Below are 18,610 nucleotides of genomic sequence, written 5' to 3' on the forward strand. Positions count from 1 at the left end.
TCGTGCCCGCTGCGTGATCTCCGTCACGCCCGGACGCGAGAAGAGAGGAGGAGTTCGGAGATGAAATCCTTGTTGAAGAAGGCCGGGCTAGGCGTCGCGCTTGCCGCCACCGCGCTGACCGCGTCGGCGCCTGCAGAGGCCCAGCGCTACCGCGGCGGCTATTACCCGCACGGCGGCTACCACGGCTACTACCCCGGCTATCGGGGCTATCGCGGGCGCAGCTCGGCCGGTCCGGCGATTGCGGCCGGTGTCGTCGGCGTGGTGCTGGGCGCAGCGCTCGCATCCAGCGCCAACGACCGCCGGTACCGCGATCGCTACTACCGCGACCGCGGCTACGCCTATGACTATGACGATCGCTACTATCGTCAGCGGGGCTATTATCCCGCCGACGGCTATTACGCCTATCGCTATCGCGATCACCGCCAGTGCTGGGACGAGGAGCGCTTCGATCCCTACTACGGCTATCCGGTGCGCGTGCGCGTCTGCAACTGACGCTGCCACCATCGGAGGGCGGCGCGGGCAGGGGCCACGCGCCGCCCTTTTTTTGTTGGCGCGGGCGCGGTTTTGCGCCATGCGGCCGCCCATGAGCGATACACCCCCCGACCACCTTTCGATCAACCCGCGCAGCCCGCATTTCGACCGCGAGGCGCTGGAGCGCGGCGTCGGCATCCGCTTTAAGGGCGTGGAGCGCCGCGACGTCGAGGAATATTCGATCTCCGAAGGCTGGATCCGCGTCGGCCTGGGCAAGAAGGTCGACCGCCACGGCCAGCCGCTCACGATTAAGCTGATCGGCCCGGTGGAAGCCTGGTTCCAGACCGGCACTGAAGACGAAGCTGCGGCCGGCGAAGCCGAGCAGGGCTGACCGTCCGACCCCAGGGCGCGCGGGTCGCTATGCCCGCGCGTTACTCCGCCGCCTCGGCCATGGCGGCCAGGCGTGTGAGTGCGGCCACATGCGTTCGAAACGCCTGCTTGCCAGGCGTCGTCAGCGCCAGCCAGGTTCGTTGCCGCCCCCCCATGCTGGCCTTGCGCAGCCGGACATAGCCTGCCGCATCCAGCTGCGCCGCGTGCTTGGACAGCACGGATTCGCTGATGCCGATGGCTTCCCGGATGCGGGCGAACTCCACCTCCTCCGCCTCGATCAGCAGCGCGCAGACCTGCAGGCGCACGGGGGCGTTCAGCACCGCATCATAGCCCGGGATCGCGCTCACAGCGGCGCCGCCAGTTCTTCGCGCCAGATGCGATCGAAGCGTCGGCTCGCGAGCGTCGCCACGACGCCGCCCACCGCCCCCAGCGGCAGCGGCGCCCACACGATCCCCAGGCGGAAGCGGAGCACGACGCCAGCCATCAGCATGCCCAGCATCAGCACCGCGAATGCGATCACGGTCGGGCGGGTGCTGCCGGCGCGATACCCGTTCACCGAAAGCCCGGTGCGCCGCTTCCAGAACCGGAACAGCAGCGCCATGCCGGCGATGCTGCCGGCCACACCGATCGGGATCAGGTGCTCGGGAAGCGCATAGCTGGCGATCAGCGCCGCGATGGCGACGCCGTAGAGGGGCGCGTACCAGCTGGTGCCAAGATCGCCGGCGGCCATGCGGGAGCGCGCGCGATTGGTGGCGGCAAGCGCCAGCGCGGCGCTGGCAGGATCAGGCGAATCAGGGTGCGACATCAGCGTTTCTCCACTTTCCGATGTGGAAAGTGACACTGACTTTCCACATCGTCAAGTGACGCCATGCGCCGGAACTCAGTGGACGAAGCGCGCCACCACGTCGCGATAGCTGCGGCTCACCTTCACCTGCGCACCGGAATCCAGCACCAGGAAGCATTCGCCGTTGGTGTGCGGCTTCACCTGCTTCACCAGGTCCAGGTTGACGATGGTCGAACGGTGGACGCGCTGGAAGCGGCGCGGGTCGAGCCGCTTTTCCAAGTCCTTCATCGTCTCGCGCAGGATCAGCGTATTGTCGCCGGTGTAGATGCACATATAGTCGCCGGCCGCGTCGATGCGCTCGATCGTGTCGACGTCCACGCGGAAGATCTGCCCGCGATCCTTGATGTTGATCAGCTTCTCGAACCGATTGGCATTGTGCGCGCCGTCGCTGCCGTCCGACAGCGTCTCGGCGGCTTCCGGAGCGACCTCGGCCAGCACTTCCTTCAGCCGGTCGACCTCGGCCTGGCCGCGCTTCTCGTTGAGGCGCTGGCGCACGCGGTCGAGCGTGTCGGCCAGGCGGGCGTCGTCCACCGGCTTCATGAGGTAGTCGACGGCCTGGGCCTCGAACGCGCGCAGGGCGTGGTCGGAATAGGCGGTGACGAACACCACCAGCGGCGGCTCCACCTCCATCAGCCCCTGGACGACGGAGAAACCGTCGAAGCCCGGCATCTGGATGTCGAGGAACACGAGGTCGGGCTTGTGGGTCTTGATCGAGCGGATGGCCTCGCGGCCGTTGACGCACTTGTCGACGATCTCGACGTCTTCATGCGCCTGCAGGCGCAGTTCCAGCCCCTGGATGGCCAGCGGCTCGTCGTCGACTAATATGGTACGGATGGTCATGCAGCCTCTCGCGTGCGTTCCTCGACCTGGAACGGAATTTCGATCTCGACGCTGAACCCGCTGCCCGGAATCGACCGCGTATCGAGGCGATGGTCTTCACCATATGCCTGCGCCAGTCGCTCTCGGATGTTTGCCAGTCCCACGCCGGTCGATAAGGTCGGCCTGCGCGACGCTTCGTTCAAGCCCGGGCCGGTATCCGAAACGCCAATCTGCACCCGTTCCCCGGCGAGCCGAGCCGTAACCGCGATCTCGGCACCCTCTTCCTTCGGGGTGACCGCGTATTTGATGGCGTTTTCGACCAGCGGCTGCAGCAGCAGCGAGGGCAGGCGGGCGTTCGCCACCCGCGGGTCGATGTCGAACCGCATCTGCAGCCGCTCCTCGAAGCGCATCTTCTCGATGTCGAGGTAGAGCTTCAGCGTCTCCACCTCCTGCGACAGCGTCACATGCGCGGTCGGCTCGTTGGCGAGCGTGTAGCGCAGGAACGACGCGAGCCGCGACAGCATGATGTTGGCGCGCTCGGTGTGCTTGAGCAGCACCAGCGTGGAGATCGAGTTGAGCGTGTTGAACAGGAAGTGCGGGTTCAGCTGATAGCGCAGCATCGCCAGCTGCGCCGACGACGCCTGGTTCTCCAGCGCCTGCATGGTGCGGGTCTGCTGCTCGACGATCAGGTAGAAGTTGATGCCGAAATAGAGGGCGGACCAGCCGGCCAGCACCGTGAAGGTGAGGAACAACAGCCCCGGCAGCAGCGAGAGGTCCAGCACCGCCGTCGACGGCGCGTTGGCGCGCGAGAGCGAGAAGGTATAGGTCTCGATGATCGCATAGAGCAGCGTGGCCGCGAACAGCGTCAGCAGCGTGCAGATGATCGCCCACATCCGGGGCAGGCGCCGATAGCTGCCGTAGAGCACCGACATCAGCAGCGTCAGGCAATAACCGACGATGGATTCCACGATGACGCCCAGCACCACCTTGAGGCTGGGCGCATTGAACACCGTGGAGACGGTGCGCAGCAGCAGATAGCCGCTCCATCCCGCGGCCTGCAGGATCCAGAAGGCGCGGCTCTTCTCTTCGAAGAACGGGCGCGAGAACAGGGAAGACACGGCAGCCATCGTGCCGCCGCCTTACTGCGGGTCAACTTCGCGGGGAAGGGGCGCGGGAACCACACCCCCCGCCAAAAAGCAAAACCGCCGCTCCCCGGGTGGGGAACGGCGGCCTGCTGTTAGGTCGCGTTCGGATCGAGGGCTTAGAAGCCGATCACGATCGAGCCGCTGACGGCGCGGGGAGCACCGAACTGCACGAACGGAACGCTCGTGTTGTTCGAGCTGCCGCTGATGTAGCCGACGTAGAACTCGTTGAAGAGGTTCGACACGTTCAGCTGGAAGAAGGTCTTGTCCAGACCGAACTGGGCCAGCGAGAAGCGGGCGTCGAGGTCGACCAGCGTGTAGCCGTCCACCTTCGCCGGGAAGACATCGGTCACCACGCCCGAGATCGTCTGCACCAACGGCTCGTTGATGTCGTTGATGTAGCGGGGGCCGGTGTACTTGACCTGTGCGCCGAGCTCGACCGGGCCCAGGGTACCCTGCAGGCGACCACCGAAGCTCCACTTCGACAGGCCCGACTCCTGCTTGCCGGCGGTCGGCAGGAAGGTGTTCGCACCGGTCTGCACATCGTCCTGGATCTCCGAGTTCAGGTACGAACCGAAGACATAGGCCGTGATCTCGCGGATCGGCTGCACCGAGATGCTGCCGTCGAAGCCGTAGCGGTCGACCTTGCCGATGTTGCGCGAGACGCTTTCACCAAGCTCGGCATCGAACGCGGTCGCGATGCGGTTCTTGAACTTGATGTAATAGCCGCCCAGCTGCGCCGTGACGATGCCGGAGCGGTAGCGCAGGCCGAGGTCGAAGCTGTCCGTGGTTTCCGGTGCCGGATCGGCCCCTTCCGTGCCATCGGCGAAGTACAGCGCGCTGTACAGCGTGTCGGTGCCCGGGACCGAGAGGCCCTTTGCGTAGCTGGCGAAGATGCTCGCCTGCGGCGTGATGTTGTAGGTCAGGCCGACGTTCGGAAGCGCACGGTTGTACGTGTAATCACGCGAGCGCGGTGCCGCATAGTTCGGGTTGGCCGCCGCATAGCCGGAGGCGTTGTCCGAGGCGACGCAGTCGACGTTGCCGTTGGCTGCCGTGGTGAAGCAGTTCTGGTTCAGGTCGCGCTTGAAGAACGGCACGCGCAGACCGAGGTCGAGGACGAGGTTGTTCTCGAGGAACTCGCCGCGGTACTGGCCCGACACCTGGTTCAGGATCGCGTACGACTTGCGGTCACGCTTCTGAACGACGTTGCCGTTGAGGTCCGTGATCGGGTCGTTGATCGGGAACACGTCGAACGGTTCGCCGTTGCTGTACAGGAAGCCGGTTTCGCCGGTCTGACGATGGCGCGCGCGATCGTAGGTGTAGGACAAGCGGACGCGGTGTGCGTCGTTGATCTGATACACCAGGTTCGAGATCACCATGTAGCGGTTGGTCACGGTCTGGCTCGGAGCGAGCAGGGTGACGCCGTTGGCGTTGCTGCTGGCGCATGCCGCGCCGCTGGTGCTGCAGGTGTCGAGTACGTCGCCGTCGAAGTTCAGGTCACGGCCGAAGTAGTACTGGCCGCCGATGAAGCCCGTGTAGTTGACGCCGTTGATGGTGCGGACGCCTTCGCGGCCCGTCACCGTGCCGCCGCCGTTCGCCTTGGTGTACTGATAGCTGGGATCAACCGTCAGGGTCAGGCCATCGGCGAGCGTGAAGCGCGACGAACCACGGATGTTGCCGGTGTTCGACGGGTTGTAGCGGCGGTCATACTGGGTGCCGCAGCTGTTCGTCGTGTCGACCACGCCGGTCTCCGGCGTGTCGGTGCTGCACACCGGAACGTCGTAGCTGGCTTCGTCGAAGCTGGTCGGGAAGCGGTTGCCGCTGCCGGTGCCGGTCTCGCGGCCGGGATCGCCACGCAGCGGACCCGAACCGAAGAAGTTGTTGCGAGCCTGGTTGTAGTGGCCTGCGATCGAGATGAAGTCGCCGTTGCCGCCCAGATCCTGGTAGATGCGGGCGTTGTACTGCTGCTTCTTGATGCGGCCGTAGTTGTTGAACGGGTTGTCGTACGAAACCCACGAGGCCGAGGCGAACGCCTTGGTGCCCATGCCGGTGATGTCGCCGGTGTCGATCATGCCGAACACGCGGTGATAGTCGTACTCACCATAGGAAGCGGTGAACATCGCGCCCAGCTCGTCGCCGGGGACGCGGGTGCGCAGGTTCACGGTGCCGCCGACGGCCGATGCAGTCGGGCTGTCGACGTCGGTTGCGCCCAGGTTGACGCTGACGTTGTCGATGATCTCGCTGTCGACCTGCTGGTTGGTGTAGATGGCATAGTTGCCGCTGTCGTTCAGCGGAATGCCGTCCAGCGTCTGCGAAATGCGCGACGAGTCGAAGCCGCGGATGCGGAAGCCACCGCCCGACGAACCATAGGGGTCGTTGTTCTGGAAGCTGACACCCGGAACCAGGTTGATGACGTCGTTGATCGTCTGGCCCGGACGCTGCCGCTGGATGATCTCGCTGTCGAGGACCACCTGCGCCTTGGGCTGGTTCGGAAGGTCCACGCCCCCGATCGTGCGATCGGCCCGGCCCGTGACGACGACTTCGCTACCCTCGTTAAACTCCTGCGATGCAGTCGACTGCGCCATTGCGGCAGCCGGAATGACCAGCGCGGCAAAAGCCACGCCTGCAAAAAGCTTCGTACGCATGTGTTCCCCTATCGTGAGCGGATGCTCAGACGCGGTGCCCGTTCACCGTCTGGCCGCCCCGTGGGCGATTCATATGTCCGCTTTGTGACAATGAGGGGAGGGGGAACCAAAAGCTTTTTGCTGCGTTGCACAAACGCCACACTCGGTGGCTCCCCGGAAATTAGCCTGCTGTCGTAACGATTTGCGCCCACTCGCTCTCGTTTACCACGCGGACGCCCAGTTCTGCCGCCTTCTTGAGCTTGGAGCCGGCGTTCGCACCGGCGACGACCAGCCCGGTCTTGGCGGACACGGACCCGGCGACGCGCGCCCCCAATGCCTCTGCCTGGGCCTTCGCCTCGTCGCGCGACATCGTCTCCAGCGTTCCGGTGAACACCACCGTGAGGCCGGTTACTTCCGAGTCGCGAATCTCCGGCACGAAGGCGGGCGGCGATACTTCGCCCAGCAAGTCCGCCCAAAGATCCCGATTGTGCGGTTCTGCGAAGAAGTCGGCGAGCGCATGGCCCACCGCCGCGCCGACGTTCTCGACGCCGATATGCTCGGCGATCGCCTTGTCGATGCGCGCCTGAAATTTCTGGTCGCTCTCGCCGACCACCGGCGCCATGCCCTGGCGCAGCGCGATGATCTCGTCGGCCAGCAGCTGGATCGCGGGCAGGGTGGCATAGCGTTTGAGCAGGTCGCGCGCGGTCACGATGCCGATGTGGCGGATGCCGAGGCCGAACAGCAGCCGCACCGGATCCGGCGCACGCTTCGCCTCGACCGCAGCCAGCAAATTGTCGACCGAAATCTCAGCCCAGCGTTCGCGCGCCAGGATGTCGGCGCGCCGGTCCTTCAGGCGGAAGATGTCGGCTGGCGAATGCAGCAGCCCGTCGCGTACGAACGCCTCGATCGTGGTCGCGCCCAGCCCCTCGATGTCGAGCGCGCCGCGGCTGGCGAAATGCTTGAAGCGCTCGACCCGCTGCGCCGGGCAGATGAGGCCGCCGGTGCAGCGGATGTCGACTTCGCCTTCCTCGGCCACCGCATCGGACCCGCACTCCGGGCAATGCGTCGGGAACACCCAGGGCTCCCGCGCCACGTCGCGGGTCAGGTTCTCCACGATCTGCGGGATCACGTCGCCGGCGCGTTGCAGCACCACGCGGTCGCCCGGCCGCACGCCCAGTCGCGCGATCTCGTCGGCGTTGTGCAGCGTCGCGTTGGTGACGACCACGCCGCCGACCGTCACCGCCTCCAGCCGCGCGACCGGCGTCAGCTTGCCCGTACGGCCGACCTGGATGTCGATCCGCTCCAGCGTCGTCTGCGCGCGCTCGGCCGGGAACTTGTGCGCCAGCGCCCAGCGCGGCGCGCGCCCAACTTGGCCCAGCCGCGCCTGCCAGTCGAGCCGGTCGACCTTGTAGACGACGCCATCGATATCGAACGGCAGGTCCGCACGCTGCGCCTCGATCGCCCGATACACTCCCAGCGCGTCCTCCAGTGTCGGGGTCAGCGCGAAGCTGTCGGCGACCGGGAAGCCCCAGCCGGCGATCGCCGCCACCACGGCGGCCTGGGTGTCGCCCGGCAGGCTGCTGGTCTCCCCCCAGCCGTGCATCAGGAACCGCAACGGCCGGGTGGCGGTGACGCCCGCATCCTTCTGGCGCAGCGATCCGGCGGCGGCGTTGCGCGGGTTGGCGAACTGGCGCGCCTTGGCCGGATCGGCCGCCTCGGCCAGTAGCCGCGCGTTCAGCGCCGCAAACGCCGCCTTCTCCATATAGACCTCGCCGCGCACCTCGAAGAGTTCGGGCGCGTCCTCGGGCAGAGTCTCGGGAATGTCGGCGATGGTGCGGACGTTCGCCGTCACGTCCTCGCCCACCGCGCCGTCGCCGCGGGTGAGCGCACGCACCAGCCGGCAGTCCTCATAGCGTAGCGAGCAGGAAAGCCCGTCGATCTTCGGCTCGGCGGTCAGCACCACCGGCGCATCGGGAGCCAGCGCCAGGAACCGCCGCACCCGGCCGACGAAATCCGCGACCTCCTCGTCCGAGAACGCATTGTCGAGGCTCAGCATCGGCCGCGCGTGCGCCACCTTGGCCAGGTGCCCGGTCGGCGTCGCACCCACCTGCCGCGCCGCCGAGTCGCTCAGCACCAGGTGCGGGAAGGCCGCCTCGATCGCGGCGTTCCGCCGGACCAGCGCGTCATAGTCGGCATCGCTGATCTCGGGCGCATCGGCGTCGTGATAGAGCTGGTTGTGGCGCGCGATCTCCGCGGAGAGCGCGGCGAGCTCCTGGGCGGCGTCCTGGTCGGTCTGGGGCAGCGGGTCCATGCCCGGTCGGTACGCACGGCCGCCGCGCCGATCAAGGCGCGCGCACGTCGATGCGACAGCGGTTTTCGTGGCCGCCCCCATGTTGCATAGGGGCGCAAACCACCATGGACCCGCAATGACCACCATCATCACCGAAGCCGACCTGATCGAAAGCGTCGCCGACGCCCTCCAGTTCATCAGCTACTATCATCCGATGGATTACATCCGCGCGCTGGGCCAGGCCTATGAGGCCGAGCAGAGCCCGGCGGCCAAGGACGCCATCGCCCAGATCCTCACCAACAGCCGCATGTGCGCGGAGGGGCATCGCCCGATCTGCCAGGACACCGGCATCGTCACCGTGTTCGTGAAGTGGGGCCAGGACTGCCGCCTCCAGTCGAACCGCTCGCTGCAGGAGGTCGTCGATGAGGGCGTCCGCCGCGCCTATCTCCACCCGGAGAACAAGCTGCGCGCCTCGATCCTCGCAGACCCCGCCTTCACCCGCCGCAACACCCGCGACAACACGCCGAGCGTGATGCACGTCGAAATGGTGCCGGGGAACACGGTGTCGGTCGACGTCGCGGCCAAGGGCGGCGGCTCGGAGAACAAGACCAAGTTCAAGATGATGAACCCCAGCGACTCGATCGTCGACTGGGTGTTGGAGATGGTCCCGCAGATGGGTGCCGGCTGGTGCCCGCCCGGCATGCTCGGCATCGGCATCGGCGGCACCGCCGAAAAGGCGATGTTGCTCGCCAAAGAATCGCTGATGGGCGCAATCGACATGGCCCAACTGAAGCAGCGCGGGCCCCAGAACGACATCGAGGCGTTGCGCATCGAGCTGTTCGACAAGGTCAACGCGCTCGGCATCGGCGCGCAGGGGCTGGGCGGCTTGTCCACCATCCTCGACATCAAGATCCTCGACTGGCCGACCCATGCCGCGTCCAAGCCCGTGGCGATGATCCCCAACTGCGCCGCCACCCGCCACGCACACTTCACCCTCGACGGCTCGGGCCCCGTCTATCTGGAAGCGCCCAAGCTCGACGAGTGGCCAAAGGTCGAGTGGAAGCCCTCGGTCGAGGCGAAGCGCGTCGACCTCGACACGCTCACCCCGGAAGTGGTGCAGTCCTGGAAGCACGGCGATCGCCTGCTGCTCAACGGCAAGATGCTCACCGGCCGCGACGCCGCGCACAAGCGGATCGCCGACATGCTCGCCCGCGGCGAGGAGCTGCCGGTCGAGTTCAAGGGCCGCGTGATCTATTATGTCGGCCCGGTCGATCCGGTCGGTGAGGAAGTCGTCGGCCCAGCTGGTCCCACCACCGCGACGCGCATGGACAAGTTCACCCGCATGATGCTCGACCAAGGCCTGCTCGCGATGGTGGGCAAGGCCGAGCGCGGCCCAGCCGCGACCGACGCCATCCGCGAGAACAAGAGCGCCTATCTGATGGCGGTCGGCGGGGCTGCGTACCTCGTCGCCCGCGCGATCAAGGGTTCGAAGGTCGTCGGCTTCGAGGATCTCGGCATGGAGGCGATCTACGAGTTCGAGGTGCAGGACTTCCCCGTCACCGTGGCCGTGGATGCGGAGGGGCAGAACGTCCACACGCTCGCGCCGCTCGTCTGGCGCGAGAAAATCGCCAAGGAACGCCTGCTCGAAAACGCCTGACGCCGGTCAGACGGAAGAGGTCCCTCGCGCCAAGCCCACCCGTACCCCGGCGAAGGCCGGGGCCCAGCTGGGATGGCGGCGCGAGGGAGGGCCACCCTGCACCCAAGCCGTATCCCTGCGCAGGCAGGGATCCAGGGCCAAGCAGAGCAACGCCCGTGATCGCCCGAACCCTGGGCTCCTGCCTGCGCAGGAGCACGTGGGCCGGAAGCGCACTTACGTCGACGCGTGCAGGCCGCCATCGATCGGGTGATAGGCGCCGTTGATGTACCCCGCGGCGTCGGACGCGAGGAACGCCACCAGCTGCGCCACCTCTTCGGGGCGCCCATAGCGTTTCGCCGGCAGTGCCTTGGCGCGCTCGGCTTCCGAACCCTTGCTGCCTTCGTCCAGCGAATCCATCATGCGGCTGTGGATCGGGCCGGGGTTGATGCAGTTCACCCGGATGTTCTTGTCGGCGACCTCCATCGCCGCCACGCGGGTCAGGCCCAGCACCGCATGCTTGCTGGCGTTATAGGCGGAGGTTCCCGGCGATCCGCTCAGCCCTGCCACGCTGGACGAGTTGACGATCGCGCCGCCGCCCTGCTCCAGCATCACCGGCAGCACGTATTTCAGCCCCAGGAACACGCCATCGACATTGACCGCCATCACCTTCTTGAAGGCGTCCAGCGGGTAGTCGCCGATCGGCTTCACCGGCCCCTCGATCCCCGCATTGTTGAAGAAGACGTCGATGCGGCCGCCGAACGCCCGCTTCGCTTCCTCGACATAGTTGCGCACCGACGCTTCGTCGCTGACGTCCGCCTCCACGATCACCAGCCGATCCGCGTCGATCCGTTCCTTCAGAACGTCGACATTGGCGCCGGCGATGTCCACCGCGACGATCTTTGCGCCGCGTTCGGCCATGAGCACTGCCGTCTCGGCACCGATGGCGCCTGCGGCTCCCGTGATGATCGCGACCTTGTTTTCGAAACTGCGTGCATCCGTCATGGTAGACCTCGTCCGTTGCATGCCAGGATTTCTGCAATGGACGAGGATGCGGCGCGGTTCCCCCACGGCGCCGCACCCCGCGGGCGCTTCGGCGCCCCTCAGGCGGCGAGCGTCTCGCCGCCGTTCGCTTCCGTCACTGCCGCGCGCAGGTCACGGGCGAGGGCGTCGACCCGGGAGAGGTCCGCATCCCAGGCGAACATGAAACGCGCGCCGCCGCCGATGAAGGTGTAGAAGCGCCATCCGCGGGCGCGCAGCCCCTCCAGCACCGCCTCCGGTGCGCGCAGGAACACCGCATTCGCCTCCACCGGGAACATCGGCTCGACGCCCGGCAGGTCGGCGATCGCGGTCGCCAGGCGGCGGGCGCAGTCATTGCCGTGCGCGGCGTTGCTCAGCCACACGCCGCTTTCCAGCATGCCGACCCACGGCGCCGCCAGGAAGCGCATCTTGGAGGCAAGCTGTCCCGCCTGCTTGCAGCGATAGTCGAAGTCGACGGCGAGGGCATGGTCGAAGAACAGGATCGCCTCGCCGGCCGCCATGCCGTTCTTGGTGCCGCCGAAGCACAGCACGTCGACGCCCGAGCGCCACGTCATGTCGGCCGGCGAGCAGCCGAGCGCGGCGCAGGCGTTGGCGAAGCGCGCGCCGTCCATGTGCAGCCGCAGGCCCAGCTCGCGGCAGGTCGCGGACAGCGCCCGGATCTCATCCAGTGAATAGACCTGGCCGGTCTCGGTCGGCTGGGTGATCGTCACCGCGCGCGGCTTCGGGAAGTGGATGTCGGAGCGCCCGGTCGCGAGCGCGCGCACGGCCTCGGGCGTCAGCTTGCCGCCCTCGGTCTGGGCGACCAGCAGCTTGGAGCCGTTGGAGAAGAACTCCGGCGCGCCGCACTCGTCGGTCTCGACGTGGGCGGAGGAGGAGCAGATCACGCTGTGGTAGGACTGGCAGAGCGCCGCCAGCGCCAGCGAATTGGCCGCGGTGCCGTTGAACGCGAAGAACACCTCACAGTCCGTCTCGAACAGCGTGCGGAACGAGTCGGAGGCACGCTGCGTCCACGGGTCCTCGCCATAGGCGGGCACATAGCCGCGATTGGCCTCGTCCATCGCCGCCCATGCCGCGGGACAAATGCCGGCGTAGTTGTCGCTGGCGAACTGCTGGGGTTCTTGGGTCATGCCTGTGTCGTACTCTCGTTGGAGAGTCGGTGCGACGCGTGGCTTGGGTCCCGTGGTTTGCCGACCGGCCACATCCCTTCCCGCGAAGCGCGAAGGCACCACCTTGCTCGGGAGCAGGTTGGTGTCGGGGTCGCCCCGACTCTCGATGCTGGCGCGCCTCTAGCAAGCTCGCTGCGCTGCGGCAAGATGGGCGAGCGCTACCGCTTCGTGCTCCCGCGCAGGCGGGAGCCCAGGGTACCATGCGCTAGCAGCTGTTCCGCTTGGCCCTGGGCTCCTGCCTGCGCAGGAGCACGATAAAGGAAGTGCGGAACCGGATACGATCAGTCGACGAAGGCGCGCTCGATCACGAACTGACCGGGCGCCGCATTGGAACCCTCGACGAAGCCCATGCCCTCGAGCATCGCGGCAAAGTCGCGGATCATGGCCATGCTGCCGCACAGCATGATGCGGTCGGTCTCCGGGTCCAGCTTCTTCGGGCCCTGGACCGGCTCACCGAACAGCGCGGCGCTCTCGATCAGGTCGTTGATGCGGCCCGTGTTGCGGAACGCTTCGCGGGTCACCGTCGGGATATAGTGGAACTGCGCCTGCGCCTCTTCCGAGACCAGCGGGTCGTCCGCCAGCCGCGACGCCAGCTCGTCATGATAGGCAAGGTCGCTCACCTGGCGCACCGAATGCACCAGGATCACCTGATCGAACATCGAATAGACGTCCGGGTCACGGGCCAGGCTCAGGAACGGTGCCAGGCCGGTGCCGGTCGAGAAGAAGAACAGCCGCTTGCCGCCGGTCAGCGCGTCGGTGACGAGCGTGCCGGTGGGCTTCTTGCCCAGATACACTTCGTCGCCGGGCTGGATCAGCTGCAGCTTGGAGGTGAGGGGGCCGTCCTCGACCTTGATCGACAGGAACTCCAGCTCCTCGGCATAATGCGGGCTGGCGATCGAATAGGCGCGCATGATCGGCTTGGTCTCGCCCGGCAGCCCGATCATCACGAACTCGCCCGAACGAAAGCGGAAGCTCGACGGCCGCTCGACCGCGAACGAGAACAGCCGGTCGTTCCAATGGCGGACCCACAGCACCTTGGCGTTCAGGAACGCCTTGGTTTCCGGAATGAGCACGGGTTCGCGGACGTCGGTCATGCACTTCTTCCTTCAGCCGCGTCTGGACAGGCGCGGTTCGTCTTGCCTGGGCTTGTTGCGAGGGCATCGCACTATGGGCTGCACGGCGCCCGGTCAACCAAAGCAAAGCTTGTGCCCCGCGTTGCCGCTGCTTCACCGCGTCCCCATATTGGCGACCTATGGCGATCCAGATCCGCACCAGCCTTGCCGAGCCGGAAACCGGCCCCTCGTTCGTGCCCCACCGGCCGGCACGCCCGCCCAAGGTGGAGGGCGGCAAGCCGTTCAAGCTCGTCTCCGAATATGAAGCGTCGGGCGACCAGCCCACCGCCATCGCGGAACTGGTGGCCGCCGCACAGGCCGGCGAGCGCGACCAGGTGCTGCTCGGCGTCACCGGCTCGGGCAAAACCTTCACTATGGCCAAGACGATCGAGGCGCTTCAGCGCCCGGCGCTGATCCTGGCGCCCAACAAGATCCTGGCCGCCCAGCTCTATGGCGAGTTCAAGAGCTTCTTCCCCGACAACGCGGTCGAGTATTTCGTCAGCTACTACGACTATTACCAGCCCGAGGCCTATGTGCCGCGGTCGGACACCTACATCGAGAAGGAAAGCTCGGTGAACGAGGCGATCGACCGGATGCGCCACTCGGCCACGCGCTCGCTGCTGGAGCGCGACGACGTCATCATCGTCGCCTCGGTGTCGTGCCTCTACGGCATCGGTTCGGTCGAGACCTATTCGGCGATGATCTTCGACCTGAAGAAAGGGCAGGTGGTCGATCAGCGCGAGATCGTGCGCAAGCTCGTCGCCCTCCAGTACAAGCGCAACGACGCTGCCTTCCAGCGCGGCGCCTTTCGCGTGCGCGGCGACAGCCTCGAGCTGTTCCCCTCGCACTATGAGGACAGCGCCTGGCGCATCACCTTCTTCGGCGACGAGATCGAGGCGATCACCGAATTCGATCCGCTGACCGGCAAGAAGGTTGCCGAGCTGAACTCCGTGCGCGTCTACGCCAACTCGCACTATGTAACGCCCGGGCCCACGCTCAAGCAGGCGAGCGAGGCGATCAAGCACGAGCTCGCCGAGCGGCTGAAGGAGCTGCATGCCGAGGGCAAGCTGCTGGAAGCCCAGCGGCTGGAGCAGCGCACCAACTTCGACCTGGAGATGATCGCCGCCACCGGCAGCTGTGCGGGCATCGAGAACTACTCCCGTTTCCTGACCGGCCGCCTCCCCGGCGAGCCGCCGCCCACGCTGTTCGAGTATCTCCCCGAAAACGCGCTGCTGTTCGTGGACGAGAGCCACCAGACCATCGGCCAGGTCAACGGCATGGCGCGGGGCGACCACCGGCGGAAGATCACGCTTGCGGAGTACGGCTTCCGCCTGCCGTCGTGCATCGACAACCGGCCGCTGCGCTTCAACGAATGGGACGCGATGCGCCCGCAGACCGTCTGCGTCTCCGCGACCCCGGGCGGCTGGGAGCTGGAGCAGACCGGTGGCGTGTTCTCCGAACAGGTCATTCGCCCCACCGGCCTTATCGACCCGCCGATCGAGATCAAGCCGGTCGAGGAACAGGTCGACGATCTGATCCACGAGGCAAAGAAGACCGCGCAAGCCGGCTATCGCACGCTGGTGACGACGCTCACCAAGCGCATGGCGGAGGATCTGACCGAGTTCATGCACGAGGCGGGTCTGAAGGTCCGCTACATGCACTCCGACGTCGAGACGCTGGAGCGCATCGAGCTGATCCGCGACCTGCGCATGGGCGTGTACGACGTGCTGGTGGGCATCAACCTGCTGCGCGAGGGGCTCGACATCCCCGAATGCGGGCTGGTCGCGATCCTCGACGCGGACAAGGAAGGCTTCCTGCGTTCGGAGACCTCGCTGATCCAGACGATCGGCCGCGCCGCGCGCAACGTGGAGGGCCGCGTGATCCTCTATGCCGATCGCATGACCGGCAGCATGGAGCGCGCGATCGCCGAGACCGACCGCCGCCGCGAAAAGCAAAAGGCGTACAACCTCGAACACGGCATCACGCCGACCACGATCAAGCGTAACATCGGCGACATCATCGCCCATGTCGCGTCCAAGGATCAGGTCACGGTCGAGATCGACGAGGAACGGCCGCACATGGTCGGCCACAACCTGCGGTCGTACATCGAGAGCCTGGAAAAGAAGATGCGCGAGGCCGCCGCGAACCTGGAGTTCGAGGAAGCCGGGCGCCTGCGCGACGAGATCCGCAGCCTGGAAAACGAGGAACTCGGCCTCCCGGTAGCGGAGCACAAGGCGCCGGTGATGGGCCGCTCCAACGAGGGCAAGCCGGGCACGCGCAAGACCCGCTACGGCAAGCAGCAGAAGACCCGCATGAGCCACCGGCGGGCATAGCCGGGCCGCGACGCGGGAGGGGCGGCACGCGGCCGAAGCAATGGCCGCGCGCCCGCCTTCTCGTCAGAACGTCACGTACAGAGCCGTCATCAGCCCGTGCTCCATGACGTCGGGGTCCTCGTCGTTGAAGCGATACTGGTTCATGTAGCCGAGCTGCGCGCTGAGGTTCTTCGTGAACGGCACGGTCGCGATCGCCCAGTTGCGCATCCGCTCATGTCCCCGGTCCTGGAAGCCGGTGCTGTTGAGGTTGAAGTAGCTTTCGTGCGCCAGACGCAGTTTGACGTCGCGGTAGACGGGCAGGGTATAGGTGATTTCGGGACGAACCCGGTGCCCCGTCTCGCTGTCGTCGCTTCGGAAGCGTTGCTCCAGGCGAACGCGACCCGCCAGCTGACCTGAACCCAGCTTTGCGATCGCGAACCCGATCTGCTGGCGCGGCCGCCATTCGGTGTTCTGAACCCTGCCGTCGCGCGGCCGGACCACCCGGTTGAGGCCGCCGGTCAAGGTCACCCCCGTCGCGGCCTGAACCGTGAGTGCAGCGAGATACTGGCTCTCGTACAGCTCGCCGCTGTCGTCGCTGAACCGCTGGTTGGTCTCCAGCTCCAGCTTAAGCCCTTCGCGCAGCTCGGTGGAGGCGTTCGCCGTCAGCCACAGCTGCGCGTCGTGCTCCTGCGCCGCCGCCGGAGTGGCAGCGGCCGCCAACGCAAGCGCCAGGGCAACGGAAAAACGCAATTCGAGCCTCCTGCCGATCTCGGCACCGCCCCTCTGCGCTTAAACCGGCTCGCGGACAACGGGGATGAACAGCCACGGCGCTCGCCGGAGGCGGGCGGTCTCCGAACGGCGCTTGCCTCGGTCGATGCGGTGCTGCATTCCTGCAACACAGTTGTATTTGGGGGGATCCACTTGCGCGTTCGACTTCTCGCCGCTTCGGCCGCGGCGCTTCTGGCAGGCTGCGCCACGACTCCGCCGCTTGCCTCTTCGCCGCCTTCCGTGGCCGCGCCCGAGGCTGCGCCCGTGGACGCCGCCACGGCCCTCCACGCGCTGTTCAAGCAGAGCGACGAGGACAATCTTCGCCGCAATCCGCTCAACGCGCTGTTCCGCGGCGACATGCGCTATGCCGACCAGCTCGGCGACATGATCAGCGACGCCTATTTCGACGCGGAGCGGGCGGCCGGCGAGCGGGACCTGGCGGCGCTGCGCCGCATCGATCGGGCGGCGCTCTCGCCCACCGATCAGCTCGCCTACGACGTGTTCCGTTGGCAGACGGAACTCGGGCTGCGGGCGCTCGGCCCCGACATCCTGCCGCTGTCGGTGGTGCGTCCGATCGACCATTTCACCGGCATCCACACTTTCTACCCCGATCTCGCCTCGGGCCAGAGCGCGGCGCCTTTCAAGACGGTGAAGGATTATCGCGACAGCATCAGCCGCCATCACCGCTATGCCCAGATTCTGGACGCCGCGATCGGCCGCTTCCGCCAGGGCATGGCGGCCGGCGTCGTCCAGCCCAAGCTGGTGGTGCGCAACGTCATCGACCAGCTCGACCTGCAGCTGGCCCAGGGCGTCGAGGGTTCGACCTTCTATGCGCCGCTGAAGGCGTTCCCGGCTGACATTCCGGCGGCCGAGCAGGCGCAGCTGCGCACCGAGACGGCCGCCGTGATTCGCGACGAAATCCGCCCGGCCTACCAGCGCCTGCGCGACTTCCTCGCCAAGGAATATCTGCCGGCTGCCCGCGAGGGCGTCGGCCTCGTCCACATGAAGGGCGGCCCCAAGCTCTACGCCTTCCTGATCGAACAGAACACGACCCTGCCGCTGTCGGCCGACGACGTCCACAACCTGGGGCTGAGCGAAGTGGCGCGCATCCACCGTGAGATGGAGGCGGTGAAGACTCAGGTCGGGTTCAAGGGCACGCTCCCCGCCTTCTTCGAGTTCCTGCGCACAGCCCCCGAGTTCCGTCCCGCCAGCAAGCAGGCGTTGCGCGACGAATATTATGCGATCGGCAAGCGTGTCGACGCCCGCGTGGGCGAGCTCTTCTCGACGCTACCCAAGACCCCGCTCGAGATCCGCCCGGTGCCCGACTATCGCGAAAAGACGGACGCCGGCGGCTCCTATATGCAGGGCGCGCCGGACGGATCGCGGCCGGGCATCTTCTACTATAACACCTACGACCTGCCCTCCCGCTCCACCTGGGGGCAGGAGACGCTGTACCTGCACGAGGGCGCGCCCGGGCATCACTTCCAGATCAGCCTTGCGCAGGAGAATGCCGAGCTTCCCAACTTCATGCGCTTCGGTGGCAACACCGCCTATGTCGAGGGCTGGGCGCTCTATGCCGAAACGCTGTGGGACGAGCTCGGCATGGAGACCGATCCCTACCAGCGCTTTGGTGGCTTGAACGACGAGATGCTGCGCGCGATGCGGCTGGTCGTCGACAGCGGCATCCATGCCAAGGGTTGGACCCGAGACCAGGCAATCAAGTACATGCTCGACAACAGCTCGATGGGCCGCACCGATGCGACCAGCGAGGTCGAGCGCTACATCGCGATGCCGGGCCAGGCGCTCTCCTACAAGATCGGCCAGCTCAAGATCCTGGAACTGCGCGCCAGGGCCGAGCAGGCGCTGGGTGCGAAGTTCGATCTCAAGGAATTCCACGCGCAGGTGCTGATGACGGGCTCGCTGCCGATGAACATCCTGGAGCAGAAGATCGACCGCTGGATCGCCTCCAAGCGCGGTTGAGGCGAACGTCCCGGCGCG

General features: G+C 66.7%; 15 protein-coding genes and 1 riboswitch. Of the genes, 5 read left to right on the plus strand and 10 right to left on the minus strand.

Annotation, left to right across the window (positions count from 1 at the left end):
* Nucleotides 1–60 precede the first annotated feature (60 nt).
* Both VPH46_RS00305 and VPH46_RS00310 read left to right on the plus strand, forming a co-directional pair.
* The gene (locus tag VPH46_RS00305; protein ID WP_416607840.1) at nucleotides 61–492 is read left to right on the plus strand and encodes a hypothetical protein; all 432 of its coding nucleotides are present in this window, start codon (nucleotides 61–63) and stop codon (nucleotides 490–492) included.
* 91 nt (nucleotides 493–583) lie between these two features.
* Entirely contained in the window at nucleotides 584–862 is a 279-nt protein-coding gene (locus VPH46_RS00310) for a DUF3297 family protein (RefSeq protein ID WP_125960083.1), read from the plus strand.
* Between the two features lie 40 nt (nucleotides 863–902).
* Here the strand turns inward: VPH46_RS00310 and VPH46_RS00315 are convergent, their stop codons facing one another.
* The 6 genes from VPH46_RS00315 to ligA form a co-directional block, all read right to left on the minus strand.
* Nucleotides 903–1,208: a transcriptional regulator gene (locus tag VPH46_RS00315; protein ID WP_132881967.1), complete on the minus strand. Its 306-nt coding sequence runs from the start codon at nucleotides 1,206–1,208 to the stop codon at nucleotides 903–905.
* A complete protein-coding gene (locus tag VPH46_RS00320) occupies nucleotides 1,205–1,666 on the minus strand; it encodes a hypothetical protein (protein ID WP_416607843.1) in 462 nt (153 codons plus the stop codon). The genes VPH46_RS00315 and VPH46_RS00320 overlap by 4 nt, the downstream gene beginning before the upstream one ends.
* A 75-nt stretch (nucleotides 1,667–1,741) precedes the next feature.
* Nucleotides 1,742–2,545, minus strand: a complete 804-nt coding sequence (locus VPH46_RS00325) for a LytR/AlgR family response regulator transcription factor (protein ID WP_239434107.1) — start codon at nucleotides 2,543–2,545, stop codon at nucleotides 1,742–1,744.
* Nucleotides 2,542–3,651, minus strand: coding sequence for a sensor histidine kinase (locus VPH46_RS00330; RefSeq protein ID WP_125960079.1), 1,110 nt, complete (start codon nucleotides 3,649–3,651; stop codon nucleotides 2,542–2,544). Before VPH46_RS00330 ends, VPH46_RS00325 begins: the two co-directional genes overlap by 4 nt.
* 134 nt (nucleotides 3,652–3,785) lie before the next feature.
* A complete protein-coding gene (locus VPH46_RS00335) occupies nucleotides 3,786–6,311 on the minus strand; it encodes a TonB-dependent receptor (protein ID WP_416607846.1) in 2,526 nt (841 codons plus the stop codon).
* Nucleotides 6,312–6,471: 160 nt separating this feature from the next.
* Nucleotides 6,472–8,601: an NAD-dependent DNA ligase LigA gene (gene ligA, locus VPH46_RS00340; RefSeq protein WP_416607848.1), complete on the minus strand. Its 2,130-nt coding sequence runs from the start codon at nucleotides 8,599–8,601 to the stop codon at nucleotides 6,472–6,474.
* A 115-nt stretch (nucleotides 8,602–8,716) separates the two neighbouring features.
* On the opposite strand from ligA, the gene VPH46_RS00345 reads away from it, so the two are divergent.
* Complete coding sequence (locus VPH46_RS00345; RefSeq protein WP_416607850.1) at nucleotides 8,717–10,237, plus strand: fumarate hydratase; 1,521 nt, start codon at nucleotides 8,717–8,719, stop codon at nucleotides 10,235–10,237.
* 213 nt (nucleotides 10,238–10,450) lie between these two features.
* Here VPH46_RS00345 and VPH46_RS00350 read toward each other — a convergent pair whose 3' ends face one another.
* The 3 genes from VPH46_RS00350 to VPH46_RS00360 form a co-directional block, all read right to left on the minus strand.
* Complete coding sequence (locus VPH46_RS00350) at nucleotides 10,451–11,218, minus strand: SDR family NAD(P)-dependent oxidoreductase (protein WP_125960075.1); 768 nt, start codon at nucleotides 11,216–11,218, stop codon at nucleotides 10,451–10,453.
* A gap of 98 nt (nucleotides 11,219–11,316) precedes the next feature.
* Entirely contained in the window at nucleotides 11,317–12,381 is a 1,065-nt protein-coding gene (locus VPH46_RS00355) for a threonine aldolase family protein (RefSeq protein WP_416607853.1), read from the minus strand.
* A gap of 43 nt (nucleotides 12,382–12,424) precedes the next feature.
* Nucleotides 12,425–12,535, minus strand: a riboswitch (SAM-I-IV-variant riboswitch).
* Nucleotides 12,536–12,701: 166 nt separating this feature from the next.
* Nucleotides 12,702–13,514: a ferredoxin--NADP reductase gene (locus VPH46_RS00360; protein WP_125960073.1), complete on the minus strand. Its 813-nt coding sequence runs from the start codon at nucleotides 13,512–13,514 to the stop codon at nucleotides 12,702–12,704.
* Between the two features lie 158 nt (nucleotides 13,515–13,672).
* Between VPH46_RS00360 and uvrB the strand changes: the two genes are divergently transcribed.
* Nucleotides 13,673–15,865, plus strand: a complete 2,193-nt coding sequence (gene uvrB / locus VPH46_RS00365; protein WP_317893243.1) for an excinuclease ABC subunit UvrB — start codon at nucleotides 13,673–13,675, stop codon at nucleotides 15,863–15,865.
* 63 nt (nucleotides 15,866–15,928) lie between these two features.
* On the opposite strand, the gene VPH46_RS00370 is transcribed toward uvrB, so the two are convergent.
* A complete protein-coding gene (locus tag VPH46_RS00370) occupies nucleotides 15,929–16,594 on the minus strand; it encodes a DUF2490 domain-containing protein (RefSeq protein ID WP_416607856.1) in 666 nt (221 codons plus the stop codon).
* Between the two features lie 171 nt (nucleotides 16,595–16,765).
* On the opposite strand from VPH46_RS00370, the gene VPH46_RS00375 reads away from it, so the two are divergent.
* Nucleotides 16,766–18,592: a DUF885 domain-containing protein gene (locus VPH46_RS00375; RefSeq protein WP_416607857.1), complete on the plus strand. Its 1,827-nt coding sequence runs from the start codon at nucleotides 16,766–16,768 to the stop codon at nucleotides 18,590–18,592.
* Nucleotides 18,593–18,610: the final 18 nt, after the last annotated feature.

It is taken from the genome of Sphingomonas sp. MJ1 (PH-R8) (assembly GCF_048058635.1).
Classification (GTDB): Bacteria; Pseudomonadota; Alphaproteobacteria; order Sphingomonadales; family Sphingomonadaceae; genus Sphingomonas.